This window comes from Brucella sp. LJL56 (assembly GCF_054871705.1).
In genome coordinates, this window is sequence record NZ_JBTXLQ010000001.1 from 21337 (window position 1) to 47573 (window position 26237).

Here is a 26237-nt window from a genome sequence, read left to right on the forward strand (position 1 = left end):
AGACAATGGCACTCAAGCATTTTAATCCGATCACGCCGAGCCAGCGTCAGCTGGTCATCGTGGACCGTTCGGAACTCTACAAGGGCAAGCCGGTCAAGTCCCTGACCGAAGGTCTGTCCAAGAAGGGTGGCCGTAACAACACCGGTCGTATCACTGTTCGCTTTCAGGGCGGCGGTCACAAGCGTTCGTACCGTTTCATCGATTTCAAGCGTCGCAAGCTTGACGTCGTCGGCACTGTCGAACGTCTGGAATACGATCCGAACCGCACAGCGTTCATCGCGCTGATCCGTTACGAAGACGGTGAACTGGCATACATCCTGGCTCCGCAGCGTCTTGCTGTTGGCGACAAGGTTGTTGCAGGCAACTCCGTCGACGTGAAGCCGGGCAATGCAATGCCGCTCGCTTCCATGCCGGTTGGCACGATCGTTCACAACGTTGAGCTGAAGCCAGGCAAGGGCGGTCAGGTCGCTCGCTCGGCTGGCACCTATGCTCAGCTCGTCGGTCGCGATCAGGGCATGGCTATTCTGCGCCTTAACTCCGGTGAACAGCGTCTGGTTCCAGGTGCCTGCTTCGCTTCGGTCGGTGCGGTGTCCAATCCGGACCACGGCAATATCAACGACGGTAAAGCCGGTCGTTCGGTATGGCGTGGCAAGCGTCCGCACGTTCGCGGTGTTGCAATGAACCCGGTCGATCACCCGCATGGTGGTGGTGAAGGTCGTACCTCGGGTGGTCGTCATCCTGTCACTCCGTGGGGCAAGCCTACGAAGGGCAAGAAGACGCGCTCGAACAAGGCGACTGACAAGTTCATCATGCGTTCGCGCCATCAGCGCAAGAAGTAAGAGAGGTAGTCTGAAGTGGCTCGTTCAGTTTGGAAAGGTCCGTTTATCGACGGCTATCTTCTCAAGAAGGCTGAGAAGGTACGCGAAGGCGGTCGTAATGAAGTTATCAAGATGTGGAGCCGCCGCTCCACCATCCTGCCGCAGTTTGTCGGTCTGACTTTCGGCGTCTACAACGGCAACAAGCATGTGCCGGTGTCGATTTCGGAAGAAATGGTCGGACACAAGTTCGGTGAATTCGCGCCTACACGTACCTACTACGGTCATGGCGCGGACAAGAAGTCAAAGAGGAAGTAACGATGGGCAAGGCCAAGGCTCCCCGCCAGCTTAAGGATAACGAGGCGAAAGCCGTCGCCCGTACGCTCCGCGTCAGCCCGCAGAAGCTTAATCTTGTCGCGAGCATGATTCGCGGCAAGAAAGTGAATGCGGCACTTGCCGATCTGACGTTCTCGCGCAAGCGGATCGCCGATACGGTTAAGAAGACGCTTGAGTCGGCGATTGCAAACGCTGAAAACAATCACGACCTCGACGTCGATGCTCTGATCGTCGCCGAAGCCTATGTCGGCAAGTCGATCGTCATGAAGCGCTTCCATGTCCGTGGACGTGGTAAGGCCAGCCGCATCGAGAAGCCGTTTTCGCATCTCACCATTGTTGTCCGCGAAGTCGCGGAAAAAGGGGAGGCCGCATAATGGGTCAGAAGATTAATCCGATCGGTCTTCGTCTCGGCATCAACCGCACCTGGGATTCGCGTTGGTATGCGAATACCGGTGAGTACGGCAAACTGCTGCATGAAGATGTCAAGATCCGCGAGTTCCTTAATAAAGAACTCAAGCAGGCTGCGATCTCCAAGATCGTGATTGAGCGTCCGCACAAGAAGTGCCGCGTGACGATCCATTCGGCTCGCCCGGGCATCATCATCGGCAAGAAGGGTGCAGACATCGAAAAGCTCCGTAAGAAGCTTTCCGAGATGACCAATGCCGATACGTCGCTCAACATCGTTGAAGTTCGCAAGCCGGAAATCGACGCTACCCTGGTCGCTCAATCGATCGCTCAGCAGCTCGAACGCCGTGTGGCATTCCGTCGCGCCATGAAGCGGGCCGTTCAGTCGGCAATGCGTCTTGGAGCCGAAGGTATCCGTATCAACTGCTCGGGTCGTCTGGGTGGCGCGGAAATCGCTCGCATGGAATGGTACCGTGAAGGTCGCGTTCCGCTTCATACGCTGCGTGCCGATATTGATTACGGCACAGCAGAAGCGAAGACCGCTTATGGTATCTGCGGCGTGAAGGTTTGGGTCTTCAAGGGCGAAATCCTTGAACATGATCCGATGGCTTCCGAGCGTCGTGCGGTCGAGGGTGACAATCAGGGTTCCTCGTCGAACCGCCGCCGCGAAAACGCTTAAAAAGCGGGCCGCGGGCGAGAAATTTGGAGTAGAGAACAATGATGCAGCCTAAGCGCACCAAGTTCCGCAAGCAGTTCAAGGGCCGTATTCACGGCAACTCGAAAGGCGGCACGGATCTGAATTTCGGTGCATTCGGTTTGAAGGCCGTGGAGCCGGAACGCGTCACTGCACGTCAGATCGAAGCGGCCCGCCGCGCGATCACCCGTCACATGAAGCGTGCCGGTCGTGTATGGATCCGCATCTTCCCTGACCTGCCGGTAACTTCGAAGCCTACTGAAGTCCGTATGGGTAAAGGTAAGGGTTCGGTTGACTACTGGGCGTGCCGTGTGGCACCAGGTCGCGTAATGTTTGAGCTTGACGGCGTACCCGAAGATGTGGCACGCGAAGCCCTCAGACTCGGCGCAGCAAAGTTGCCGATCAAGACGCGCTTTATCCAGCGCATTGCTGAATAAGGAGAGGCAACTATGAAAGCCGCAGACGTTCGGGCGAAGAGCCTCGATCAACTGAATGACGAGCTGGGCACCCTGAAGAAAGAGCAGTTCAACCTGCGCTTTCAGAAGGCCACCGGCCAGCTCGAAAAAACCGCGCGCGTGAAGCAGGTTCGCCGCGACATCGCGCGTATTAAGACTATTGCCCGCCAGAAGGCGGCCGCAAGCAAGGCATAAGGAAGAATATAATGCCTAAACGCGTTCTGCAGGGCGTTGTCGTCAGCGACAAGAATGATAAGACTGTTGTGGTCAAGGTTGAGCGCCGCTATTCGCATCCGCTCCTCCAGAAGACCGTGCGTCAGTCTAAGAAGTACAAAGCGCATGACGAAAACAACCAGTTCAAGATTGGTGATCTCGTTTCCATTCAGGAATCGGCTCCAATCTCGAAGGACAAACGCTGGGTCGTTCTGACGAACGAAGCAGCAGGCTAAATTATAAACACGCAGCTTAGGTAGGGCAGGAGCCCTTAACCAGCTGAGAGGAAAGAAGGCGGCCAGTCATGATTCAGATGCAAACAAACCTCGACGTGGCGGATAACTCCGGCGCACGTCGTGTCATGTGCATCAAGGTGCTGGGCGGCTCGAAGCGGCGTTACGCTTCCGTTGGCGACATCATTGTGGTGTCGATCAAGGAAGCTATTCCGCGCGGCCGCGTCAAAAAGGGTGACGTGATGAAGGCGGTTGTTGTACGCACCGCCAAGGATATCCGTCGTCCGGACGGCAGCGTTATTCGTTTCGATAACAATGCAGCCGTTCTCATCGATAACAAGAAAGAGCCGATCGGCACGCGTATCTTCGGACCGGTTCCGCGCGAACTTCGCGCAAAGAACCACATGAAGATCATCTCGCTGGCCCCGGAAGTTCTGTAAGGAAGCAAGACGATGCAGAAGATTCGCAAAGGCGACAGCGTTGTCGTGCTGTCCGGTAAGGACAAGGGCCGTAAGGGCGAAGTTCTCAAGGTTATGCCGAAGGACGAGCAGGCGCTCGTTCGCGGTATCAATATTGTGAAGCGTCATCAGCGTCAGACCCAGACCCAGGAAGCCGGCATTATCTCCAAGGAAGCGCCGATTCACCTGTCCAACCTGGCAATTGCTGATCCCAAGGACGGCAAGCCGACCCGCGTCGGTTTCCGCGTCGAGGACGGCAAGAAGGTTCGTGTCGCAAAACGTTCTGGAGCGCTGATCGATGGCTGAAGTTAAGGCACTTCCCCGCTTCAAGAAGCTTTACAACGAAAACATTCGTAAAGCTCTGCTTGAAGAATTCAAATATGACAACGAGATGCAGATTCCACGCATCAGCAAAGTTGTCCTCAACATGGGCGTTGGCGAAGCCACTGGCGACTCCAAGAAGCCGGCGATTGCTGCTGAAGACCTTGGCTTGATTGCCGGTCAAAAGGCTGTTATCACCCGCGCTCGTAACTCGATCGCAACGTTCAAGTTGCGTGAAGGCATGCCAATTGGTACGAAGGTCACTCTTCGCCAGGACCGCATGTACGAATTCCTTGATCGTTTCATCACGATTGCTCTTCCGCGTGTCCGCGACTTTCGCGGCCTGAACCCGAAGAGCTTTGACGGACGTGGCAACTATGCCATGGGCATCAAGGAGCACATCGTGTTTCCGGAAATCAACTACGATAAGGTTGATCAGATCTGGGGCATGGACATCATCGTTTGCACGACCGCCAAGTCGGATGATGAAGCGCGCGCTCTTCTGCGTGCATTCAACTTCCCCTTCCGGCAGTAACGGCAAGCGTAGCGAGGTATATTAATATGGCCAAGACTAGCGCAGTCGAAAAAAACAAGCGCCGCGAAAAGTTGGTTAAGCGTCACGCTGGCAAGCGTGCGCGCCTGAAGGCGATCGTAATGGATCAGGGCCTTCCGCTGGAGGAGCGCTTCCGCGCCACTATCCGGCTTGCCGAACTGCCGCGCAATTCATCGAAGGTTCGTATTCGCAATCGTTGCGAAGTTTCGGGCCGTCCGCGTGGTTATTACCGTAAACTGAAGATGTCGCGTATTGCGCTCCGTCAGTTGGGTTCGCTCGGTCAGATCCCGGGCATCGTCAAGTCGAGCTGGTAAGGAGTAGCATATGTCTGTGTCAGATCCTCTCGGCGATATGCTGACCCGTATCCGCAACGCAGTAGGCCGCAAGAAGACCAAGGTTACGACCCCGGCTTCTAAGCTGCGCGCTCGCGTGCTCGATGTTCTTCAGTCTGAAGGTTACATCCGCGGTTACTCGCAGAGCGAATTCGTGAACGGCAAGGCCGAGATCGAAATCGAGCTGAAGTACTATGAAGGTGTTCCGGTTATCCGTGAGATCAGCCGCGTATCGAAGCCTGGCCGTCGCGTTTACGTGTCGGTCAAGTCGATCCCGCAGGTCGCGAACGGCCTTGGCATCTCGATCCTCTCCACGCCGAAGGGCGTTATGGCGGATCATGAAGCCCGTGAACAAAACGTTGGTGGTGAGCTGCTCTGCCGCATCTTCTGATGCGGTTGACAGCGAACAGATAAAAGACAGGTATTAAAATGTCTCGTATCGGTAAAAAACCCGTGCCGGTCCCGGCGGGCGTGACCGCCAGTGTTGATGGGCAGATCGTCAAGGCTAAGGGCGCGAAGGGTGAACTCTCCTTCGTCGTGCACGATGAAGTTTTGGTCAAGATGGAAGAAGGCGCTGTCAGCGTCGATCCACGCGACCAGTCGAAAGAAGCTCGTTCGAAGTGGGGCATGTCCCGCACGATGATCTCCAACATTTTTGTTGGCGTGAAGGACGGCTTTGAAAAGAAGCTCGAAATCAGCGGCGTCGGTTACCGCGCTGCCATGCAGGGCAAAAACCTGCAGCTTTCGCTCGGCTTCAGCCACGAAGTGGTCTACGACGTGCCTGCTGGCATCACTGTTGCTGTTCCGAAGCCGACGGAAATCGTCGTCACCGGCATCGACAAGCAGCAGGTCGGTCAGGTCGCGGCTGAGATCCGCGAATATCGCGGCCCCGAGCCTTACAAGGGCAAGGGCGTCAAGTATGCTGGCGAGAAAATCGTCCGCAAAGAAGGCAAGAAGAAGTAAGGGAAGCGCGTCATGGCATCGCCAAAAGAAACTTTGCAGCGTCGCGCTGCTCGTGTACGCCGTCAGGTCAAGGCTGTCGCAAATGGCCGTCCGCGCCTCAGCGTGCACCGCTCTTCCAAGAACATCTACGTTCAGGTTATCGACGACGTTCGCGGTGTTACCATCGCGGCTGCTTCGACCCTGGATGGCGACCTGAAGGGCAAGCTCAAGACCGGTGCCGACTCCGCAGCAGCCGCTGCGGTTGGTAAGCTGGTTGCTGAGCGTGCCGTTAAAGCAGGCGTCAGCGAAGTAGTGTTCGACCGTGGTGCATTCATTTACCACGGCCGTGTGAAGGCTCTCGCCGAAGCTGCCCGCGAAGGCGGTCTGAGCTTCTAATAATTTTGTGCTTCCGGAAAATAATAAAGGAATAGGATATGGCACAGAGAGAACGTAACCGCGAAGATCGCGGTCGTGAGGAGCGCGACAGCGAATTCGTCGATAAGCTCGTTCACATCAATCGCGTTGCTAAGGTTGTTAAGGGTGGCCGTCGCTTCGGTTTCGCTGCGCTCGTCGTAGTTGGAGACCAGAAGGGTCGCGTAGGCTTCGGTCATGGCAAGGCTCGTGAAGTGCCTGAAGCTATCCGCAAGGCCACAGAAGCTGCCAAGCGCGATATGATTTTCGTACCGCTGCGTTCGGGTCGTACTCTGCATCACGATGTGCAGGGTCGTCACGGCGCTGGTAAGGTTCTGCTTCGTGCAGCTCCTGCTGGTAAGGGTATCATCGCCGGTGGTCCGATGCGTGCAGTGTTCGAAACGCTCGGCGTTCAGGACGTTGTTGCCAAGTCTCTCGGCTCGTCGAACCCATACAACATGGTTCGTGCGACGTTCGATGCTCTGAAGCATCAGATGCATCCGAAGGACATCGCTGCACAGCGCGGCATCAAGTACTCGACCCTTCAGGCTCGCCGCCATGATGTGGTCGGTTCGGAAGAATAGCCGATAGTTTGTGCCAGTCCGGTGCAATGGCACCGGATACGCCATAGACAAGGGATTTGAGTGATGGCTGAGAAGAAGGGTAAGACGGTTACGGTCGAACAGATCGGAAGCCCTATCCGTCGTCCAGCCGAACAGCGTGCAACGCTGATCGGACTCGGACTTAACAAAATGCACCGCCGCCGCACGCTGGAGGATACTCCTTCGGTTCGCGGTATGATCAACAAGGTTCAGCATCTCGTCCGCATCGTGGACGAGGCCTGATAACGCAGGGGATAGAGATATGAAACTCAACGATCTGCGTGACAAGCCAGGTTCGGTCAAAGAACGCAAGCGCGTTGGCCGTGGTATCGGCTCGGGCACCGGCAAGACCGCTGGCCGCGGCGTCAAGGGTCAGAAGTCCCGTTCGGGCGTCGCGATCAATGGCTTCGAAGGCGGCCAGATGCCAATCTACCGCCGTCTGCCGAAGCGCGGCTTCACCAACATCTTCGCAAAGAGCTTCAATGTTGTGTCGCTCGGCCGTGTTCAGGCCGCTATCGACGCAGGCAAGCTCGACGCCAAGGCTGTTGTGAACCTCGATTCGCTGAAAGCTGCCGGCGTGATTCGCCGCGCCAAGGACGGTGTTCGTATCCTTTCGGACGGCGAACTGAAGGCAAAGGTTGTCTTTGAGGTAGCCGGTGCTTCCAAGGCTGCGGTCGAAAAGATCGAAAAGGCTGGCGGTAGCATCAAGCTTCCTGAAGTCGCTGCCGAATAAGGCTTCGATACAAAAATAAAAAGCGGCGGCCTTAGTGCCGCCGCTTGCACATTTATGCCAATGCGCATATCTGGGTAGGGTCTTTTTAGTCCCGAGGCGCGACCGGTGAGGATTGCGCAAAAGGGGGCGGAGGACCGGAGACTTTTCACCGGAGAAATTTAATGGCATCGGCTGCTGAACAGCTAGTTTCCAATCTCAATTTTTCGGCTTTCTCGAAGGCAGAAGAACTCAAGAAGCGCATCTGGTTTACGCTGGGTGCTTTGCTCGTATACCGGTTCGGCACCTATATTCCGCTTCCCGGCATCAATCCTGACGCGCTTGCGCAGGCTTTCCAGCAGCATAGCCAGGGTGTGCTCGGACTTTTCAACATGTTTGCCGGTGGCGCTGTCGGTCGTATGGCCATTTTTGCGCTTGGCATCATGCCCTACATCTCTGCTTCCATTATCGTGCAGCTCATGACGTCGGTTGTTCCGTCGCTTGAAGCGCTGAAGAAGGAAGGCGAGGCGGGTCGCAAGATCATCAATCAATATACGCGTTACGGCACGGTGCTTCTGGCACTGGTTCAGGCCTACGCGATTTCTGTCGGTTTGCAGTCTGGTAACGGTATCGTTACCAATCCTGGGCCTTTCTTCGTCGTCTCATCGGTGATTACCCTTGTTGGTGGCACGATGTTCCTGATGTGGCTCGGCGAACAGATCACGGCACGTGGTATCGGTAACGGTATTTCGCTGATTATCTTCTCTGGTATCGTGGCCAACCTGCCGCATGCTATTTCTGGCACGCTGGAACTTGGCCGTACCGGCGCTCTGTCGACGGGCTTGATTCTGGGCGTTATCATTCTTGCAATCGTGCTGATTGCGGTCATCGTTTTCGTGGAACGCGCGCAGCGTCGCCTTCTGATCCAGTATCCGAAGCGTCAGGTCGGCAACCGCATGTTCCAGGGCGATACTTCGCATCTGCCGCTCAAGCTGAACACTGCTGGGGTTATCCCTCCGATCTTTGCTTCGTCACTTCTGCTTTTGCCAGCGACTGTTGCAGGTTTCGCAAATACGGCTGAAATGCCGGCTTGGGGTACGACTATTCTCAATGCGCTCGGTCATGGTCAGCCACTTTACATGCTGTTCTATGCTGGGTTGATGGCATTCTTCTGCTTCTTCTATACGGCCATTGTGTTCAATCCCAAGGACACCGCTGACCAGCTCAAGAAGCACTCCGGCTTTATTCCGGGCATTCGTCCGGGTGAGCGTACCGCCGAATACATAGACTATGTGCTGACACGTATCACTGTTGTCGGTGCCATCTATATCGTGCTTGTCTGTCTCCTGCCGGAATTCCTGATTTCCGCAACCGGTGTGCCGTTCTATCTTGGTGGCACCTCGCTGCTGATCGTTGTGAGCGTGACGCTCGATACGGTTGCGCAAATTCAGGGACATCTGATCGCCCATCAGTATGAAGGGCTGATCAAGAAGTCCAAACTCAGAGGTGGGAAACGCAATAAATGAGACTGATACTTCTTGGGCCGCCCGGAGCAGGTAAGGGGACGCAGGCTGGACTTCTTACCAAGAAGCATGGAATTCCTCAGCTCTCGACCGGCGATATGCTGCGTGCAGCAGTCGCCCAGCAGAGCGAGATCGGGAAGCGCGCCAAGGCCGTGATGGATGCGGGGCAGTTGGTTTCCGACGAGATTGTAAACCAGATCGTATCGGAGCGTATAGACGCTCCAGACTGCACGAATGGCTTCATCCTCGACGGCTATCCGCGCACGGTGCCGCAAGCTCAGGCTCTGGGGACGATGTTGGCGGGGAAGGGCCTCAAGCTGGATGCTGTCATCGAGCTGAAGGTCGATGAGAATGCTCTGGTCAAGCGGATGGAAAGCCGCGTGGCTGAAACGATTGCCAAGGGTGGTCAAGTCCGTTCAGACGATAATCCCGAAGCTTTCCGCAAGCGTCTCGTGGAATATCGCGAAAAGACCGCGCCGCTTTCCAGCTATTATGCCGGAACCGGTGAACTGCGCGTCATCAATGGTATGGCGCCAGTTGAAGAAGTGACCGCCGAAATCGAGAGAATTCTTGTTCCAGCCTGATTGGCCGGCATGAGAGATGAAGGGGTTTGAACAAGCCTCATCCCATTGCGGGCAGGGAAAGCGTGAAGCGTTTTCTGCCCGTTTATTGCTTCCGAAAGTCGACTGAATTGTCTGTCAGCCCTGTTTCATGGCTTTACGGACAGTTAATAGTTGACTTTTCAAGGCGATTCCGTCAAAGACTGCGCCACTTCAACTGGTTTTGAATGGCAGGTAGCGGCGGAAATCGAAAGAGGCCGGTACCGGCCGTTTATTGCTGTCTGGTTGATCGCATCTGCCAGATGGATTTTTTATAACTCAAGGAGAACAGACGTGGCACGTATCGCTGGCGTCAACATCCCGACGAACAAGCGCGTTGTTATTGCGCTTCAGTACATTCACGGGATCGGACCGAAATTTGCTCGGGAAATCGTAACGAAGGTTGGCATTGCTGACGATCGTCGTATTAACCAGCTAACGGATGCTGAAGTCCTTCAGATCCGCGAAGCAATCGATGCTGACTACCGGGTCGAAGGTGACCTGCGTCGTGAAGTTTCGATGAACATCAAGCGCCTGATGGACCTTGGCTGCTACCGCGGTCTGCGTCATCGTCGTTCGCTGCCAGTTCGCGGCCAGCGCACGCACACCAACGCACGTACCCGCAAGGGCCCGGCGAAGGCAATCGCAGGCAAGAAGAAGTAATTTCGACGGAACGAATGTTCCGTCGAGCCTTTCCGGTGCGCCGGTTGGGTTTGATACTGGTCCTTTCTTGAGGACCGGTGTAGCCGCTGGAATTACGGCGGTGTAGAGATCGATTGAAAGGACTGTCATGGCCAAGGAAGCCACGCGCGTTCGCCGTCGCGAGCGTAAAAACATCTCGTCGGGCGTAGCCCACGTAAATTCGACGTTCAACAACACCATGATCACTATCACGGATGCTCAGGGCAATGCGATTGCCTGGTCGTCTGCCGGTGCTCAGGGTTTCAAGGGTTCGCGTAAGTCGACCCCGTTTGCCGCTCAGATCGCTGCCGAAGATTGCGCCAAGAAGGCTCAGGAACACGGTATGCGCTCCCTCGAAGTCGAGGTTTGCGGACCGGGTTCTGGCCGTGAATCTGCGCTGCGCGCCCTTCAGGCCGCCGGCTTTGTGATCACGTCGATCCGCGATGTTACGCCGATCCCGCACAACGGTTGCCGTCCGCGCAAGAAGCGCCGGGTCTAATCCTCGTTCACATGCCGTATGAGCCTCGGGCTTTTCAAGTTCGGGGCTCCTCTGCGGTTTCTTCACTTGATCGCTACGATAGGATGGTAGCGACGAATGATAGAGGGATACTTACATGATCCAGAAGAACTGGCAGGAACTTATCAAGCCGAACAAGGTGGATTTCATCACCAACGGCTCTCGCACGCATGCAACCGTCGTTGCTGAACCGCTGGAACGCGGCTTCGGTCTGACGCTCGGCAATGCTCTGCGTCGCGTACTTCTGTCGTCGCTTCGCGGCGCTGCCGTGACCGCCATTCAGATCGATGGCGTTCTACATGAATTCTCTTCGATCCCTGGCGTCCGCGAAGACACCACGGATATCGTTCTGAACGTCAAGGAAATCGCCATCCGTATGGAAGGCGAGGGCCCGAAGCGCATGGTCGTCCGCAAGGAAGGCCCAGGCGTCGTTACGGCTGGCGACATTCAGACTGTCGGCGATGTCGAGATCCTCAATCCGGATCACGTCATCTGCACGCTGGACGAAGGCGCTGAAATCCGCATGGAATTCACCGTCAACACCGGCAAGGGTTATGTGCCTGCCGACCGCAACCGTGCGGAAGATGCACCAATCGGTCTTATTCCGGTTGACAGCCTCTATTCTCCGGTTCGCAAGGTGTCGTACAAAATTGAGAACACCCGTGAAGGTCAGGTTCTCGATTATGACAAGCTGACGCTGAACATCGAGACAAACGGCTCGGTGACGGGTGAAGACGCAGTTGCATATGCTGCTCGTATTCTCCAGGACCAACTGGCGATCTTCGTCAACTTCGAAGAGCCTCAGAAGGAAGCTCCGCAGGAACAGGTTGCGGAACTGGCTTTCAATCCGGCTCTACTCAAGAAGGTGGACGAACTCGAACTGTCTGTCCGTTCGGCAAATTGCCTGAAGAACGACAACATCGTCTACATCGGCGATCTGATCCAGAAGACGGAAGCCGAGATGCTGCGGACTCCGAATTTCGGCCGCAAGTCGCTCAACGAGATCAAGGAAGTTCTCGCGTCGATGGGGCTCCATCTTGGTATGGAAATCCCGTCCTGGCCGCCGGAAAATATCGAAGATCTCGCAAAGCGCTACGAAGACCAATATTAAGACCGGCAATCCGGCTAGAACTAATTAAGGAGAAGGCTCATGCGTCACGGTAACGGATACCGTAAGCTGAACCGCACTGCCTCGCACCGCAAGGCGATGTTCGCCAACATGGCTGCTTCGCTTATCGAACACGAGCAGATTGTGACGACGCTTCCGAAAGCTAAGGAAATTCGCCCGATCGTTGAAAAGCTTGTCACGCTCGGCAAGCGCGGCGATCTGCATGCCCGCCGTCAGGCTATCTCGGCTATTCGCGACGTTAAGCTCGTTGCAAAGCTGTTCGACACACTGGCTACCCGTTATGCAACCCGCAACGGTGGCTATATCCGCATCATGAAGGCTGGCTTCCGCGCTGGCGACAACGCGCCTCTGGCAGTTGTTGAATTCGTGGAACGCGATGTCGATGCAAAGGGTAAGGCTGACCGCGCCCGCGTCGAAGCTGAACAGGCTGCTGAAGCAGAAGCAGCATAATCTGCTGATTTCTGATTATTGAAAAAGGGCCGCCTTGTGCGGCCCTTTTTGTTTGCGGTCGCCGTGTTTCCGGTCGTTTGGGTGCGGGCGGTTCACGAAAAATTGCCGGTTTGCTCGCCAAGGTCACAATCTGGCCCTTTATCCTTGCCCTCAGTTGACTACATTCAAGATCGAGTCTTGCATGCTTCCTAGAAGCGGCGGTGAGCTTGATAAGCGCGGAGTATGTGCATGAATTGGCGACGTTTAAGCGTATTGGGTCTTGTGCTGACATCTATAGGACTGGCTGTACCGTCAGCTATGGCGCAGGACGCACCTGCTACACCCCAAAAACAGATACCGCTCAGCCGTGCCGATATGCAGTTGTCCTTCGCTCCGCTCGTGAAGGAAACCACACCCGCTGTTGTGAATGTCTATGCTGCGCGTCAGGTGCAAGCACGTTCGCCATTCGCCGGTGATCCGTTCTTTGAACAGTTTTTCGGACGGCAGTTCGGAGAAAGTAAACCACGCATCCAGCAGTCGCTCGGCTCCGGCGTGATCGTCGACAGTTCAGGCATCGTCGTGACGAACAATCACGTCATCAAGGATGCGGATGAAATCAAGGTCGCCTTGTCGGACGGGCGCGAGTTTGAAAGCAAGTTGCTTCTCCGCGACGAAACCACAGACCTTGCAGTCCTCAAAATCGAAGCCAAGGACAAGTTTCCAGTGCTGGGTCTCGGCAATTCCGATGAAGTCGAAGTCGGTGATCTGGTGCTCGCCATCGGCAATCCGTTTGGGGTCGGACAGACCGTGACGAGCGGTATTGTGTCGGCGCAATCACGTACACAGGTTGGCATTTCCGATTTCGATTTCTTCATACAGACGGATGCGGCCATCAATCCAGGTAACTCGGGTGGTGCATTGATCGACATGCGCGGGCGCCTGATCGGTATCAACACCGCTATCTATTCGCGCTCTGGCGGCTCCGTCGGCATTGGCTTCGCCATTCCGTCCAATATGGTTCGCGCCGTTGTGGAAGCTGCACAAAACGGCAGCAAGAGTTTCGAGCGGCCTTATATAGGAGCAACGTTTCAGGGCGTGACCGCCGATCTGGCCGAAGGCCTTGGCATGGAGAAACCCTATGGGGCTTTGATTACGGCAATTGCAAAGGGCGGACCGGCAGAGGCGGCAGGTCTGAAGATCGGCGATGTGGTTCTGTCCGTTCAGGGCGTTCGCGTCGATAATCAGGACGTGCTTGGTTACCGTCTGTCGACGGCCGGCATTGGTAATACCGTCTCGGTTGAAATCATGAGGGATGGAAAAAATCTGACCGTTCCCGTGAAGCTCTCCAAAGCGCCTGAAGTCAAGGAAACTGCGCCGCAAGTCATCAAGGGTGATAATCCTTTCGCCGGTGCTTCTGTGCTTGAGTTGACACCTTCGTCCGCAGCAAAGCTGCGTCTCAAGCGCGATAGTCAGGGGGTAGCAGTTGTTGAGGTCTATTCCGGCTCGCCTGCGGCGCGGCTTGGGTTGCGTCCCGGTGATATTGTTCGCAGCATCAACGGGAACTCTATCCGCACAGTAGACGATATGACTGCAATTCTGGACGCGGGACGGGGTCTCGCCTGGCGGCTTGAGGTGGAACGTAACGGAACGCTGTTGCGCCAGTTCGTGCGTTAAAACTGGTACTGACATATCGCCAAAAGTTGCATGCCGCTTCGGGTGGGATTATGCCTGAAGCGGCATTTACTTTATCGATCGAGCGAATGAAATGAGTGACCTTTTTTCAGCAGCGGCTGATCCCAATGCGGACCGCAACCGGCCGCTCGCTGACCGCCTGCGTCCGAAGCATTTGTCGGAAGTGACCGGTCAGGAGCATTTGACCGGTCCAGAAGGCGTTCTAACGCGCATGATTGCATCGGGTTCGCTCGGTTCTATGATCTTCTGGGGGCCTCCCGGTACAGGCAAGACGACCGTTGCCCGCCTGCTAGCTGGAGAAACCGATCTCGCGTTCGAACAGATTTCGGCGATCTTCTCCGGCGTAGCCGATCTTAAGAAGGTTTTCGAAGCTGCCCGTGCGCGGCGAATGTCGGGACGGCAAACACTGCTTTTCGTGGACGAAATTCATCGCTTCAATCGTGCGCAACAGGATTCGTTTCTGCCGGTTATGGAAGATGGCACTGTTATTCTGATCGGCGCCACGACGGAAAATCCATCTTTCGAGCTCAATGCCGCTCTGCTATCCCGGGCGAGGGTGCTGACTTTTCATCCACATGATGGCGAGAGCATTGCAACGCTTCTGACTCGCGCCGAGGAGCAGGAAGAGCGACCCTTGCCGCTGGACGATGAAGCGCGGGCAAGTCTTATTCGTATGGCCGATGGCGACGGGCGCGCCGCACTGACCCTTGCAGAGGAAGTCTGGCGCGCGGCCCGCCTCGAAGAAGTGTTTACAGCAGAAAAACTGCAGGACGTGGTTCAGCGCCGCGCTCCGGTGTATGACAAGGGGCAGGACGGGCACTACAATCTGATTTCGGCCCTGCATAAATCTGTACGGGGATCGGATCCCGATGCGGCGCTTTATTATCTTTCCCGAATGTTTGATGCAGGCGAAGACCCGTTATATCTCGGGCGACGACTCGTGCGCATGGCGGTCGAAGATATTGGTCTTGCCGATCCGCAGGCATTGGCCATCTGCAATGCTGCGAAGGATGCATATGACTATCTTGGTTCGCCGGAAGGCGAGCTGGCGCTGGCACAGGCCTGTGTTTATCTAGCGACGGCACCAAAATCGAATGCGGTCTATGTCGCCTATAAAGCTTCAATGCGCGCGGCGAAGGAAAACGGTTCACTTCTGCCACCGAAGCATATTCTCAACGCTCCGACCAAGCTTATGAAGAATGAGGGTTATGGCGACGGCTATGCCTATGACCATGATCAGCCTGATGCGTTTTCAGGGCAGGACTATTTTCCGGAAAGTATGGGCAGGCAGAAATTCTATGATCCACCGGAGCGAGGTTTCGAGCGGGATATTCGCAAGCGTCTGGAATATTGGGCGCGGTTGCGGCAGGAGCGCCAGGGAAGGCGTTAACGCTTAGAGCGGTTCTGTTTCAGCGGAATCGCTCTAACCATTTGTTTTCAGGCGGTTTCGAGCACTGGGAATGCGCTATCCCCATAGTTATCCACATTCATCCACAGTTTGGACCGCTTGCGCCCCCCGCAGCAGCTTTTGTTTTTGTCTTCACGCGAGTTTGAAGCGGCTGGGAACCGTCGGCCCATCGTTAGAAAGGTCTTCTTAATCTTTACATTTTATCAATCTTTGCAAAGAGACGAGGTTTTCCATGATGCGCGTTTTGTTTCTCGTCGCGCTCGTGATCCTAGGAGGCTGCGCGACCGCCCCACGGCAGGTCAACAATGTGTGTGCGGTCTTCGATCAACGCGACGGTTGGTTCAATAACTGGCAGACGGCTGCGACTCGGGTTTCACGCGAATTCGGTGTGCCGGTTCCAGTTCTGATGGCCACAATCTATACCGAATCCGGCTTCCAGCCCTACGCACGCCCACCACGAACCAAGATTCTCTGGATTATCCCGTGGAAGCGGGCCTCCAGTGCCTACGGCTATTCGCAGGCACTGAACGGCACCTGGGATCGTTACAAGCGAGAAACAGGCCGCTGGACTGCGTCGCGCACCAATTTTGCTGACGCTATTCATTTCATAGGCTGGTATCACTATCAAAGCTATCAGAAGAACGGCATCAATCGTGCTGATGCCTACAGCCTTTATCTCGCCTACTATTCGGGTCACGGCGGTTACGCGCGGGGTGCGTGGCGCGGAAATGCAACAGCGCTCAATGGAGCAAAACGTGCCCAGTCGATGGCCAATCGCTATGCCACGCAGTTGCGCAGTTGCGGAGGCATCGGCTAAAAAGCGAAAGACCGGATTCAGTCTCGCATTTGAGACACCATCCGGCCTTAATCGCTATTATCATGCGAGCGGATTCGCTAATTGAGGATGACCATTTCATGCTGAAGAAGATCGGTATTGCCCTTTTCGCCGCCACATTTCTGGCAGGCTGCACCACCGACCCCTATACCGGGGAACAGAAGATGTCGAACACCGCAGGCGGTGCTGCGATCGGCGCGGCTGTGGGCGCTCTTGGTGGTCTCATGGTCGGGGGCTCCAGTCGCGCACAGCGCAATGCCGTATTGATCGGTGCAGGTATCGGTGCGCTCGGCGGCGGTGCAATCGGCAATTACATGGATCGTCAGGAAAGCGAGCTCCGCGCACAGTTGCAGGGCACCGGCGTTTCCGTGACCCGTAATGGTGACCAGATCATCCTGAATATGCCGTCCAGCATCACTTTCGATACCGATCAGGATCAGGTGAAGAGCCAGTTCTATCCGACGCTTAACTCGGTCGCGATTGTGCTGCGCAAATTCAACCAGACGCTCGTGGACGTTTATGGCCATACTGATTCGACCGGGAGCGCCAGCCACAATCAGGCTCTTTCGCAGCGCCGCGCCGCTTCGGTTGCAAGCTACCTCGGCTCGCAGGGCATCGACCCGCGCCGCTTTGCAATTATCGGCTATGGCGCGAGCCAGCCGGTCGCCACCAATGCGACACCCGAAGGGCGCGCGCAGAACCGTCGCGTAGAAATCCAGATCTCGCCGCTTCGCGCCGCAAGCTGATTCCTTTCCTGAGTTGATATTTTTCAAGCAACGCAGTCCTTCGAAAGAAGGGCTGCGTTTTTCTTTGTCGTGCCGAATCGTCAAACAGACAATTTGGTTTGAATTAAGTTAATTCGTGGATAGTTCTTATATTTTCGCAATCGCTGATGTTAGAGAACGATTATAGAACAAAAATACGGAATCGTTTATAATCAATGGTTTAGCTGCATTGCAAAATGAGAACAAAACAGATACAAATAGATCGTGGCAACGAGCCTGCCGGGCTTCTAGCGAGACAAGAGGATGGTGTAAGATGTCTCAGAATTCATTGCGACTTGTTGAGGAAAATTCAGTGGACAAGACTAAGGCTCTCGATGCGGCATTGTCGCAGATCGAAAGGGCGTTCGGCAAAGGCTCGATCATGCGCCTTGGCCAGAACGATCAGGTAGTCGAGATCGAAACCGTATCGACGGGATCGCTCTCGCTGGACATCGCGCTCGGCGTCGGTGGCTTGCCCAAGGGACGTATTGTCGAGATTTATGGGCCGGAAAGCTCGGGTAAGACGACACTTGCATTGCATACGATCGCGGAAGCACAGAAGAAGGGCGGTATCTGTGCGTTCGTCGACGCGGAACATGCTCTTGATCCGGTCTATGCACGCAAGCTGGGTGTTGATCTTGAAAACCTGCTGATTTCGCAACCGGATACGGGCGAGCAGGCGCTTGAAATCACCGATACCCTTGTGCGATCAGGCGCTATCGACGTTCTCGTTATCGACTCCGTCGCAGCCTTGACGCCGCGCGCGGAAATCGAAGGCGAAATGGGTGATTCCCTGCCGGGCCTGCAGGCGCGTCTCATGAGCCAGGCGCTTCGCAAGCTTACCGCGTCGATCTCGCGTTCGAACTGCATGGTGATCTTCATCAACCAGATCCGCATGAAGATCGGCGTGATGTTCGGGTCGCCGGAAACGACGACGGGCGGTAACGCCCTCAAGTTCTACGCTTCGGTTCGTCTCGATATTCGCCGTATCGGTTCGATCAAGGAGCGTGATGAAGTCGTTGGCAACCAGACCCGCGTGAAGGTCGTCAAGAACAAGCTTGCACCTCCCTTCAAGCAAGTCGAATTCGACATCATGTATGGGGCCGGTGTTTCCAAGACCGGTGAGCTGGTCGATCTTGGCGTGAAAGCCGGTGTTGTCGAGAAGTCTGGTGCGTGGTTCTCGTATAACTCCCAGCGACTGGGACAGGGCCGTGAAAATGCCAAACAGTATCTCAGGGACAATCCGGAGACAGCCCGTGAGATCGAGACGACGCTTCGCCAGAATGCCGGACTGATTGCCGAGCAGTTCCTGGAAGATGGCGGACCTGAGGATGATGCAGGCGATGCTGCTGAAATGTAAGATCGCCAACATCTGATGAATTATCGAAGCCCCGTGCAAATCGCATGGGGCTTTGTTTTGCGGCGATATATTTTTGCTGAGCGAACAGTGCCGATTTTATCGTCTTCCAGCAGAAATTGCTTTTATGGCGCAGCGTACTTATCTGGACAGAAAAGCAAGGCACCGTTAAAAGCGGTCAACCGAAAACTCCACTTCACGTTCTAGCAGTGCGGCAGAGCCTCGGGTCTTCGACGATCGTTGGCGGCTGTGGGAGTTTGAACAGGACAATTGATACTGCTTTCTGCAAAGCTGTATCCGTGCAGGGCAGAAAAGCCCAAGGGTGACTTATGGCTGGCGTCAACGAGATAAGGTCCACATTCCTCGATTATTATCGTAAGAACGGGCATGAGGTCGTTCCATCGAGTCCGCTTGTTCCGCGCAACGATCCAACGCTTATGTTCACCAATGCGGGCATGGTGCAGTTCAAGAATGTTTTTACGGGTCTTGAACACCGCTCCTATAACCGTGCCACCACTTCCCAGAAATGTGTTCGGGCCGGTGGCAAGCACAACGATCTGGACAATGTTGGCTATACCGCCCGTCATCATACTTTCTTTGAAATGCTCGGCAATTTTTCGTTTGGTGACTATTTCAAGGAAGAGGCTATCAGCTTCGCCTGGAACCTGATCACGAAGGAATTCGGCCTGCCGAAGGACAAGCTGCTCGTCACCGTTTATCACACGGACGACGACGCTGCGAATTACTGGAAAAAGATCGCCGGTCTTTCCGACGATCGCATTATCCGCATCGCTACCAGTGATAATTTCTGGGCCATGGGCGACACTGGCCCGTGCGGCCCATGCTCCGAAATTTTCTTTGACCACGGTGATCATATCTGGGGTGGACCTCCCGGATCGGCTGACGAGGACGGTGACCGTTTCATCGAAATCTGGAACCTCGTTTTCATGCAGTTCGAGCAGATCACGTCCGAACAGCGCATCGAACTGCCGCGTCCGTCCATTGACACTGGCATGGGGCTGGAGCGCGTCGCTGCGGTCCTGCAGGGCGTGCATGACAATTACGATATCGATCTCTTCAAGGCACTGATCCGCGCTTCCGAAGAAGCAACCGGCGTGAAGGCTGAAGGTGAGTTCCGCGCCAGCCACCGCGTCATTGCTGACCATCTGCGCGCATCGAGCTTCCTGATCGCCGACGGTGTCCTGCCGTCCAACGAAGGCCGTGGCTATGTATTGCGTCGCATCATGCGCCGCGCAATGCGTCACGCCCAGCTTTTGGGTGCGAAAGAGCCGTTGATGTGGCGTCTCCTGCCAGCTCTGATCCGCGAAATGGGACAGGCTTACCCCGAACTGATCCGCGCCGATGCTCTGATCTCCGAAACGCTCAAGCTCGAGGAAACTCGTTTCCGCAAGACGCTGGATCGCGGTCTTGGTCTTCTGTCGGATGCGACGGAAAGCCTTGTTGAAGGCGATCGGCTCGATGGCGAAACCGCTTTCAAGCTTTACGACACCTATGGCTTCCCGCTCGATCTGACGCAGGATGCTCTTCGTCAGCGCGGCATTGCTGTGGATACGGATGGCTTCAGTGCCGCCATGGAACGCCAGAAGGCCGAGGCCCGTGCCAATTGGGCTGGTTCCGGCGAAGCTGCAACCGAAACGATCTGGTTCGGTATCAAGGATAGGGTCGGAGCGACTGAATTCCTTGGATACGAGACCGAGACTGCCGAAGGCGTTATTACGGCTTTGGTGCGCGACGGTGCGGAAGTGCAGTCGGCTTCCGAAGGCGAGACCGTGGTCGTCGTCGTCAACCAGACTCCTTTCTATGGAGAATCCGGTGGCCAGCAGGGCGACACCGGCACGATCTCTGGTGAAGGTTTTGCTATTGCAATCAAGGATACGCAGAAGAAGGGCGAAGGCGTCTTCGTTCACATCGGCGAAGTCACCAAGGGGACGGCGAAAACTGGCGATGCTGTCGAACTGAAAGTGGATTCAGTGCGCCGCACGCGCATCCGTTCCAACCACTCGGCGACCCATCTTCTGCATGAGGCACTGCGTGAAACGCTTGGTAGCCATGTCGCACAGAAGGGCTCGCTCGTTGCACCGGATCGTCTACGTTTCGACTTTTCGCATCCGAAGCCGATCTCGGCTGAAGAACTGACGCAGGTGGAAAGCCTCGCTAATGAAATCATTCTGCAGAATGCTCCCGTCAGCACCCGTCTGATGGCTGTTGACGATGCGATTGCCGAGGGTGCCATGGCACTGTTCGGTGAGAAATACGGCGATGAAGTTCGCGTCGTTTCCATGGGCACCGCCAAGCATGGTCCGAAGGAAGGCAAGGCCTATTCGGTTGAGCTTTGCGGCGGCACACATGTGCACCAGACCGGTGATATCGGTCTCGTCCGCATCGTTTCGGAAGGCGCGGTTGCTGCTGGCGTTCGGCGTATGGAAGCGCTGACGGGTGAGGCAGCACGTCTTTACCTCGAAGAGCAGGACGAACGCGTAAAGGCCATCGCCGGTGCATTGAAGACGACACCGTCTGAAGCGCTGGAACGTGTCAACGCACTGCTTGATGAACGCAAGAAGCTGGAACGCGAACTGGCCGATGCCCGCAAGAAGCTTGCGCTTGGCGGCGGTTCGGCAGATGGCGGCAGCGCCATTGAAGCGGTGAATGGCGTCAATTTCCTTGGCAAGATCGTGACCGGTGTTTCCCCACGCGACCTGAAGCCGCTTGCCGATGAAGGCAAGAAGCAGGTCGATTCCGGTGTTGTGCTGTTTATCGGTGTTGGTGAAGATGGCAAGGCGAGCGCCGTAGTTGCGGTTACGGAAGACTTGGTTGGTCGCTTCAGCGCGGTTGATCTGGTTCGCGCTGCTTCTGCAGCCCTTGGCGGTGCAGGTGGCGGCGGTCGCCCGGACATGGCACAGGCCGGTGGGCCGGATGGCGACAAAGCTGATGCTGCGATTACAGCGGTCAAAGCACTGATCGTCTAGTTCGATACAAAAAGGCCGGGTCATTCCGGCCTTTTTCATAGGTGGAATTAGGCCGCATGCACCGTGCGGCTATCGTCAGGCGCTTCGCTGCGCTCATCCAGCCCATAGTCCCTGAGGATACTGGCTACGCGCAAACGATAGTTCTCAAAAACGCCCTTCCGGCCCTTGTTCTGTGCGGCCCGATGCGAGGGCAAGTTGCGCCATGCACGCACGGCTTCTTCGTCACGCCAGAAAGAGAGCGAGAGTAGCTTGTCCGGATCGACTAGGCTCTGAAAGCGCTCGATCGACAAAAAACCGTCGATCTTGGAGAGGTCTTCGCGCAGGCTTGCGGCAATATCGAGATATTGCCCGCGTCTGTCGTCATCGGCTGGCCAGACTTCGAAGATAACAGCAATCATGGCTTGATGAACTCCCCATGTGGTGCGGATTGCAGTTTGAGGAAGATGCGGTCCTCGGATCGGATGAACTGCTCCCGACGTGCAAATTCATAATTGGAACGGCCGATGGGGTCGGCGGCGAGCCGCGCCCGATACGCTTCATATGCGGCCAGGCTGTTGATTGAGTAGACGCCGTATGCTGACGTCAACGACCCTTCATGCGGCCCGAAATAGCCGATAAGATTAGCGCCACAGCGTGGAATGGCCTGTCCCCAGTTGCGTGCATATTCGGCAAAGGCGTCTGCTTTGAACGGGTCGATCTGATAGCGGATGAAACAGGTAATCATGCGTGTCTCCTTCAAATGCATGGTTTCGATGGTGACAATGTAGCAATTGAAATACCTTCATAGTTCGGTTAACATCGAAGTATGAAAGATGGTCCGATCATAGCTTCCGTTGCAGCACTCCTGGGCGATCCCGCGCGGGCAAATATGCTCACAGCATTGATGGACGGTCGCGCGCTAACGGTCAGTGAACTTGCATCGGCTGCGGGTGTGACGCTCCAGACAGCGAGCGGTCATCTTGCAAAGCTTGACGCAGCCAATCTGCTGGTCGCTGAGAAGCAGGGGCGGCATCGTTATTTCCGGCTTTCAGGAACGGATGTGGCCCAGGTTCTTGAGGGCCTCATGGGCCTCGCGCAACGCACTGGTGCTGTGCGGGTGCGGACTGGCCCGAAAGATCAGGCGCTACGCAAGGCGCGTATCTGTTATGACCATTTGGCCGGTGAACGTGGCGTCGAGATGCTTGATGCCTCACATAGGCTTGGGCTGATCGTCGATGATGGTGAGCCAGTACTGACGGAAAAAGGTAAATCGTTTTTCAGTTGCCTTGGGGTTGATGTGAGCAGTCTGGAGGAGGGCAAGCGTCCCGTCTGCCGTCACTGCCTCGACTGGAGTGAACGCCGCAACCATTTGGGTGGCGCGCTTGGTGCGGCGCTGTTGAGCCAGTTTATCTCGAAAGGCTGGGCACGCCGTGAAACGGGGCGCGTCATCGCCTTCTCGCCCAAAGGTGTGCAGGCATTCTCGCGCACATTTGAGCTGGCTGGCCAGAACGCGTGACCTGAAACAGCCAGCATTTGCTTGTTAGTGTTGTGTGGCGGCTGCGGCCGCTTCGTCCAACTCGGTAGCCCGTTTCATCGCGGGGCGATCCTTTAGCCGGTCCCAATAAGCGACAAATGCTCCTCTGGCGGGCAAAGTGCCGAAGCGCAGGCCCCAGCCTATGTGCGAACCGACATAAACGTCAGCAGCGGTGAAGCGGTCGCCAGTGATATAAGGATGATGAGAAACCGCCTTCTCCAACGTATTCACCACTGTATCGTAATTGCCGTAGCCGACCATTCCCTGCTTGTCTGTCGGTACTTCAAAACCGAGTGCATGATTGGACAAAGCGGCTTCCACAGGACCAGACGTAAAGAACAGCCAGCGGAAGAAATCCGCACGCTCGTTGGGATGCGGTGCCAGGCCAGCTTCGGGAAATGTTGTTGCCAGATAGGCGCAGATCGCAGCCACTTCTGTTACCACTGCATCGCCGTGACGCAGGGCGGGAACTTTTCCCATCGGGTTGATTGTGCAGTAGTCGGGTCCCTTCATCGGCGGGCCGAAATCCAGTATTTCCACATCATAGGGTTTGCCGATCTCTTCCAGCATCCAGCGCGCAATGCGTCCACGCGACATCGGGTTGGTATAGAGCTTCAACTCTGCCATTTCATCCTCCCAGTAAGAGGTGTCAGGATGCGCTTTTTCCCCTGAAAAGGAAACGAAAAAACCCGGCAGCGATGCTGCCGGGTTTTCTGGAAAGACGATAAGCGTCGATTATTTGATCAGGCGGCCATGGCCTTCTGAAGGTTCTCATCGATCTTGTCGAGGAAGCCCGTGGTCGAGAGCCAAGGCTGATCAGGGCCGATGAGCAATGCCAGATCCTTGGTCATGTAACCGCTTTCGACGGTATCCACGCAGACCTTTTCCAGCGTATCTGCAAAACGCTTCAGTTCGGCATTGTCATCGAGCTTGGCGCGGTGAGCGAGACCGCGGGTCCAGGCGAAGATCGAAGCGATCGAGTTGGTCGAGGTTTCCTCGCCCTTCTGATGCTGACGGTAGTGACGGGTCACTGTGCCATGCGCAGCTTCGGCTTCGACGGTCTTGCCATCTGGAGTCATCAGAACCGAGGTCATCAGGCCGAGCGAACCGAAGCCCTGAGCCACGATATCCGACTGAACGTCACCGTCATAGTTTTTACAAGCCCATACATAACCGCCGGACCACTTGAGCGCCGATGCAACCATGTCATCGATCAGGCGATGTTCGTACCAGATCTTGGCTTCCTTGAACTTGTCTGCGAATTCAGCCTGATAGACTTCTTCGAAGATGTCCTTGAAGCGGCCGTCATAGGCCTTGAGAATGGTGTTCTTGGTCGAGAGATAAACTGGATAGTTGCGCTGCAGGCCGTAGTTCAGCGAAGCGCGCGCAAATTCACGGATGGATTCGTCGAGGTTGTACATGGCCATTGCCACGCCAGCAGCCGGAGCCTGATAGACTTCGTGCTCGATGGTTTCGCCATCTTCACCAACGAATTTGATCGACAGCGTGCCCTTACCTGGGAACTTGAAATCGGTCGCGCGGTACTGGTCGCCGAAAGCGTGACGGCCGACGATGATTGGCTGCGTCCAGCCTGGAACCAGGCGAGGGACGTTCTTGCAGATGATCGGCTCGCGGAAAATAACGCCGCCGAGGATGTTACGGATGGTGCCGTTTGGCGACTTCCACATCTTCTTGAGCTTGAATTCTTCAACGCGGGCTTCGTCCGGCGTTATGGTTGCGCATTTTACGCCGACGCCGTGTTCCTTGATGGCGTTTGCAGCATCAATGGTAACTTGGTCATTGGTAGCATCGCGGTGTTCGACAGACAGATCGTAATATTTCAGATCGATGTCGAGGTAAGGATGGATAAGCTTGTCCTTGATGAACTGCCAGATAATGCGGGTCATCTCGTCGCCGTCGAGTTCGACGACCGGGTTCGCAACCTTGATTTTTGCCATGGATGAAGCCTCTTTTTCAATGCGTCGCGCCCGTATAGCACTCGCGACGGATAAGGCAAAGCTTAAGAGGCTTATTCTTTGGCCTACAGAGTGTTTAGATGGTCAAAATTTCGGGATAGATTTGCGAATAGCGCGAAACGGCTTTTGGAGCGGATCAATCACGCCGCACGATCGCCGCCGCGGGATTGCTCCCATGAGGATTGCCGCTGGCGATAGTTTTCCTGCTCCCTGACCAGAATGGCGTCAGCATCCAGCGTGGAGATGGCAGTTGATCTGTCTGTAGGAACCAGACCGCTCAGTTGAAGGGAAAGATAGCGCCCGCAGCAAACCCGCAGGAACGACGCAAAATTGTCGAGGTCATGCCCCTCATTCCGGGATTCATCGTAAAGTTTGCCGATCAGGCGGCTGACCGTGAGATCATCGCGTGCAGCAATATCTTCCAGAGCCCACCAGAAGAAATTTTCAAGCCGAACGCTTGTCACGACGCCGTCGATACGCAGCGAACGTGTCACGCTCAGCCAGAGCTCAGAATCGGCACCGATGAACAGCCTGCACATGATTTCCTCCGGATCGTTCTCCCAACCTTACTGTCGCTCAGTTTCGCCCCACCTGCAACCTTGTTGGGAAACAGGCAGGGCGGCGTTGCGGTCAGCCATGCGTGATCCTGGTGCCGAGCACAGTAAGGAACTGTGACAGCCATGCCGGATGGGCGGGCCATGCGGGCGATGTGACAAGATTGCCGTCCGTGACAGCCTGATCGACCGGAATGTCGGCATAGGTGCCGCCGGCAAGCTCGACTTCGGGGCGGCAGGCCGGATAGGCAGAGCAGCTGCGACCTTCCAGAACGCGCGCTGCGGCCAGCAATTGCGCGCCATGGCAGACTGCGGCAACAGGCTTGTTTGCTTCGAAGAAGTGCTTCACCATAGCAATAACCTTGTCATCGAGGCGCAGATATTCCGGTGCCCGGCCACCGGGAATGACAAGTGCGTCATAGCTCTCTGGTTTCACCTCGGCGAAGGTAGCGTTCAACGTGAAGTTATGCCCCGGCTTTTCCGTATAGGTCTGATGGCCTTCGAAGTCGTGAATGGCTGTCGCTATATGATCGCCAGCTTTCTTGCCGGGGCAGACGGCATGGACCGTATGGCCAACGGTCAGCAGTGTCTGGAATGGGACCATAGTTTCATAGTCCTCACCAAAGTCGCCGCAAATCATGAGTATCTTCTTACCGGACATGGTTTCCTCCCTTGATCCTGTATCTGCTAGAAGCAGTCTGGCATGAATGGGCGGCAAATAGGTGTTATCGGGCTACTACACAGGCTTTTCCCGCAAACACGTAAGGGGAATCTTTGCGATTCCGCGTCAATTA

36 protein-coding genes are annotated in these 26237 nt (G+C 55.7%); 30 read left to right on the forward strand and 6 right to left on the reverse strand.

What is annotated here, in order from left to right; all coding sequences use genetic code 11:
- Positions 1 to 5: 5 nt before the first annotated feature.
- The 29 genes from rplB (at position 6) to alaS (ending at position 21400) form a co-directional block, all read left to right on the forward strand.
- Positions 6 to 839, forward strand: a complete 834-nt coding sequence (gene rplB / locus ACYSN1_RS00100) for a 50S ribosomal protein L2 (RefSeq protein ID WP_461723908.1) — start codon at positions 6 to 8, stop codon at positions 837 to 839.
- 15 nt (positions 840 to 854) lie between these two features.
- On the forward strand, positions 855 to 1133 hold the full coding sequence (gene rpsS / locus ACYSN1_RS00105) for a 30S ribosomal protein S19 (protein WP_105542083.1): 279 nt from the start codon (positions 855 to 857) through the stop codon (positions 1131 to 1133).
- Positions 1134 to 1135: 2 nt separating this feature from the next.
- A complete protein-coding gene (gene rplV, locus ACYSN1_RS00110; protein ID WP_078340774.1) occupies positions 1136 to 1525 on the forward strand; it encodes a 50S ribosomal protein L22 in 390 nt (129 codons plus the stop codon).
- On the forward strand, positions 1525 to 2235 hold the full coding sequence (gene rpsC / locus ACYSN1_RS00115) for a 30S ribosomal protein S3 (protein ID WP_140021454.1): 711 nt from the start codon (positions 1525 to 1527) through the stop codon (positions 2233 to 2235). The genes rplV and rpsC overlap by 1 nt, the downstream gene beginning before the upstream one ends.
- Positions 2236 to 2273: 38 nt before the next feature.
- A complete protein-coding gene (gene rplP, locus ACYSN1_RS00120) occupies positions 2274 to 2687 on the forward strand; it encodes a 50S ribosomal protein L16 (protein ID WP_006467023.1) in 414 nt (137 codons plus the stop codon).
- Between the two features lie 12 nt (positions 2688 to 2699).
- Complete coding sequence (rpmC, locus tag ACYSN1_RS00125; RefSeq protein ID WP_006467022.1) at positions 2700 to 2900, forward strand: 50S ribosomal protein L29; 201 nt, start codon at positions 2700 to 2702, stop codon at positions 2898 to 2900.
- An 11-nt stretch (positions 2901 to 2911) separates the two neighbouring features.
- On the forward strand, positions 2912 to 3154 hold the full coding sequence (gene rpsQ / locus ACYSN1_RS00130) for a 30S ribosomal protein S17 (protein ID WP_140021452.1): 243 nt from the start codon (positions 2912 to 2914) through the stop codon (positions 3152 to 3154).
- A gap of 68 nt (positions 3155 to 3222) precedes the next feature.
- Positions 3223 to 3591, forward strand: coding sequence for a 50S ribosomal protein L14 (gene rplN, locus ACYSN1_RS00135; RefSeq protein WP_004683923.1), 369 nt, complete (start codon positions 3223 to 3225; stop codon positions 3589 to 3591).
- 12 nt (positions 3592 to 3603) lie between these two features.
- The gene (rplX, locus tag ACYSN1_RS00140) at positions 3604 to 3915 is read left to right on the forward strand and encodes a 50S ribosomal protein L24 (protein ID WP_006467020.1); all 312 of its coding nucleotides are present in this window, start codon (positions 3604 to 3606) and stop codon (positions 3913 to 3915) included.
- Positions 3908 to 4465, forward strand: a complete 558-nt coding sequence (rplE, locus tag ACYSN1_RS00145; protein WP_105542081.1) for a 50S ribosomal protein L5 — start codon at positions 3908 to 3910, stop codon at positions 4463 to 4465. Before rplX ends, rplE begins: the two co-directional genes overlap by 8 nt.
- Positions 4466 to 4491: 26 nt before the next feature.
- Positions 4492 to 4797, forward strand: coding sequence for a 30S ribosomal protein S14 (rpsN, locus tag ACYSN1_RS00150; protein WP_104756407.1), 306 nt, complete (start codon positions 4492 to 4494; stop codon positions 4795 to 4797).
- 10 nt (positions 4798 to 4807) lie between these two features.
- Complete coding sequence (gene rpsH / locus ACYSN1_RS00155; RefSeq protein WP_078340781.1) at positions 4808 to 5206, forward strand: 30S ribosomal protein S8; 399 nt, start codon at positions 4808 to 4810, stop codon at positions 5204 to 5206.
- 38 nt (positions 5207 to 5244) lie between these two features.
- Positions 5245 to 5778, forward strand: coding sequence for a 50S ribosomal protein L6 (gene rplF / locus ACYSN1_RS00160; RefSeq protein WP_461723909.1), 534 nt, complete (start codon positions 5245 to 5247; stop codon positions 5776 to 5778).
- 12 nt (positions 5779 to 5790) lie between these two features.
- Positions 5791 to 6153, forward strand: a complete 363-nt coding sequence (gene rplR, locus ACYSN1_RS00165; RefSeq protein WP_010659924.1) for a 50S ribosomal protein L18 — start codon at positions 5791 to 5793, stop codon at positions 6151 to 6153.
- Between the two features lie 38 nt (positions 6154 to 6191).
- On the forward strand, positions 6192 to 6752 hold the full coding sequence (gene rpsE, locus ACYSN1_RS00170) for a 30S ribosomal protein S5 (protein WP_024897023.1): 561 nt from the start codon (positions 6192 to 6194) through the stop codon (positions 6750 to 6752).
- 63 nt (positions 6753 to 6815) lie between these two features.
- A complete protein-coding gene (gene rpmD, locus ACYSN1_RS00175; RefSeq protein ID WP_461723910.1) occupies positions 6816 to 7013 on the forward strand; it encodes a 50S ribosomal protein L30 in 198 nt (65 codons plus the stop codon).
- A gap of 19 nt (positions 7014 to 7032) precedes the next feature.
- Positions 7033 to 7503: a 50S ribosomal protein L15 gene (rplO, locus tag ACYSN1_RS00180; protein WP_461723911.1), complete on the forward strand. Its 471-nt coding sequence runs from the start codon at positions 7033 to 7035 to the stop codon at positions 7501 to 7503.
- A gap of 161 nt (positions 7504 to 7664) precedes the next feature.
- Entirely contained in the window at positions 7665 to 9005 is a 1341-nt protein-coding gene (gene secY / locus ACYSN1_RS00185) for a preprotein translocase subunit SecY (RefSeq protein WP_105542077.1), read from the forward strand.
- Positions 9002 to 9586 carry an adenylate kinase gene (locus ACYSN1_RS00190; RefSeq protein ID WP_140021449.1) on the forward strand — a complete coding sequence of 195 codons (585 nt, stop codon included), beginning with the start codon at positions 9002 to 9004 and terminating at the stop codon, positions 9584 to 9586. The genes secY and ACYSN1_RS00190 overlap by 4 nt, the downstream gene beginning before the upstream one ends.
- A gap of 309 nt (positions 9587 to 9895) precedes the next feature.
- Positions 9896 to 10264, forward strand: a complete 369-nt coding sequence (gene rpsM / locus ACYSN1_RS00195) for a 30S ribosomal protein S13 (protein ID WP_140021448.1) — start codon at positions 9896 to 9898, stop codon at positions 10262 to 10264.
- A 127-nt stretch (positions 10265 to 10391) separates the two neighbouring features.
- On the forward strand, positions 10392 to 10781 hold the full coding sequence (gene rpsK, locus ACYSN1_RS00200) for a 30S ribosomal protein S11 (RefSeq protein WP_002964339.1): 390 nt from the start codon (positions 10392 to 10394) through the stop codon (positions 10779 to 10781).
- A gap of 115 nt (positions 10782 to 10896) precedes the next feature.
- Positions 10897 to 11910, forward strand: coding sequence for a DNA-directed RNA polymerase subunit alpha (locus ACYSN1_RS00205; RefSeq protein WP_105542074.1), 1014 nt, complete (start codon positions 10897 to 10899; stop codon positions 11908 to 11910).
- Between the two features lie 39 nt (positions 11911 to 11949).
- The gene (gene rplQ, locus ACYSN1_RS00210) at positions 11950 to 12378 is read left to right on the forward strand and encodes a 50S ribosomal protein L17 (RefSeq protein WP_140021447.1); all 429 of its coding nucleotides are present in this window, start codon (positions 11950 to 11952) and stop codon (positions 12376 to 12378) included.
- Positions 12379 to 12606: 228 nt separating this feature from the next.
- Positions 12607 to 14031, forward strand: coding sequence for a DegQ family serine endoprotease (locus ACYSN1_RS00215; RefSeq protein ID WP_461723912.1), 1425 nt, complete (start codon positions 12607 to 12609; stop codon positions 14029 to 14031).
- 91 nt (positions 14032 to 14122) lie between these two features.
- Complete coding sequence (locus ACYSN1_RS00220; protein WP_461723913.1) at positions 14123 to 15439, forward strand: replication-associated recombination protein A; 1317 nt, start codon at positions 14123 to 14125, stop codon at positions 15437 to 15439.
- Between the two features lie 250 nt (positions 15440 to 15689).
- Positions 15690 to 16274, forward strand: a complete 585-nt coding sequence (locus ACYSN1_RS00225) for a transglycosylase SLT domain-containing protein (protein WP_461723914.1) — start codon at positions 15690 to 15692, stop codon at positions 16272 to 16274.
- Positions 16275 to 16372: 98 nt separating this feature from the next.
- Positions 16373 to 17038: an OmpA family protein gene (locus ACYSN1_RS00230; RefSeq protein ID WP_461723915.1), complete on the forward strand. Its 666-nt coding sequence runs from the start codon at positions 16373 to 16375 to the stop codon at positions 17036 to 17038.
- 292 nt (positions 17039 to 17330) lie between these two features.
- Complete coding sequence (recA, locus tag ACYSN1_RS00235) at positions 17331 to 18416, forward strand: recombinase RecA (protein WP_105542068.1); 1086 nt, start codon at positions 17331 to 17333, stop codon at positions 18414 to 18416.
- Positions 18417 to 18742: 326 nt separating this feature from the next.
- Complete coding sequence (gene alaS, locus ACYSN1_RS00240; protein WP_461723916.1) at positions 18743 to 21400, forward strand: alanine--tRNA ligase; 2658 nt, start codon at positions 18743 to 18745, stop codon at positions 21398 to 21400.
- A 47-nt stretch (positions 21401 to 21447) separates the two neighbouring features.
- On the opposite strand, the gene ACYSN1_RS00245 is transcribed toward alaS, so the two are convergent.
- Positions 21448 to 21798: an antibiotic biosynthesis monooxygenase family protein gene (locus ACYSN1_RS00245; RefSeq protein ID WP_461723917.1), complete on the reverse strand. Its 351-nt coding sequence runs from the start codon at positions 21796 to 21798 to the stop codon at positions 21448 to 21450.
- A complete protein-coding gene (locus ACYSN1_RS00250) occupies positions 21795 to 22124 on the reverse strand; it encodes an NIPSNAP family protein (RefSeq protein WP_461723918.1) in 330 nt (109 codons plus the stop codon). Before ACYSN1_RS00250 ends, ACYSN1_RS00245 begins: the two co-directional genes overlap by 4 nt.
- 81 nt (positions 22125 to 22205) lie before the next feature.
- On the opposite strand from ACYSN1_RS00250, the gene ACYSN1_RS00255 reads away from it, so the two are divergent.
- Complete coding sequence (locus tag ACYSN1_RS00255) at positions 22206 to 22895, forward strand: ArsR/SmtB family transcription factor (protein WP_461723919.1); 690 nt, start codon at positions 22206 to 22208, stop codon at positions 22893 to 22895.
- A 24-nt stretch (positions 22896 to 22919) separates the two neighbouring features.
- On the opposite strand, the gene ACYSN1_RS00260 is transcribed toward ACYSN1_RS00255, so the two are convergent.
- From ACYSN1_RS00260 to ACYSN1_RS00275, 4 genes are all read right to left on the reverse strand, one after another.
- Positions 22920 to 23540, reverse strand: coding sequence for a glutathione S-transferase family protein (locus ACYSN1_RS00260; protein WP_461723920.1), 621 nt, complete (start codon positions 23538 to 23540; stop codon positions 22920 to 22922).
- 116 nt (positions 23541 to 23656) lie between these two features.
- On the reverse strand, positions 23657 to 24871 hold the full coding sequence (locus ACYSN1_RS00265) for an NADP-dependent isocitrate dehydrogenase (RefSeq protein ID WP_461723921.1): 1215 nt from the start codon (positions 24869 to 24871) through the stop codon (positions 23657 to 23659).
- 158 nt (positions 24872 to 25029) lie between these two features.
- Positions 25030 to 25428: a ribbon-helix-helix domain-containing protein gene (locus ACYSN1_RS00270; RefSeq protein ID WP_461723922.1), complete on the reverse strand. Its 399-nt coding sequence runs from the start codon at positions 25426 to 25428 to the stop codon at positions 25030 to 25032.
- Between the two features lie 91 nt (positions 25429 to 25519).
- Positions 25520 to 26104, reverse strand: a complete 585-nt coding sequence (locus ACYSN1_RS00275; protein WP_461723923.1) for a DJ-1/PfpI family protein — start codon at positions 26102 to 26104, stop codon at positions 25520 to 25522.
- Positions 26105 to 26237 lie beyond the last annotated feature (133 nt).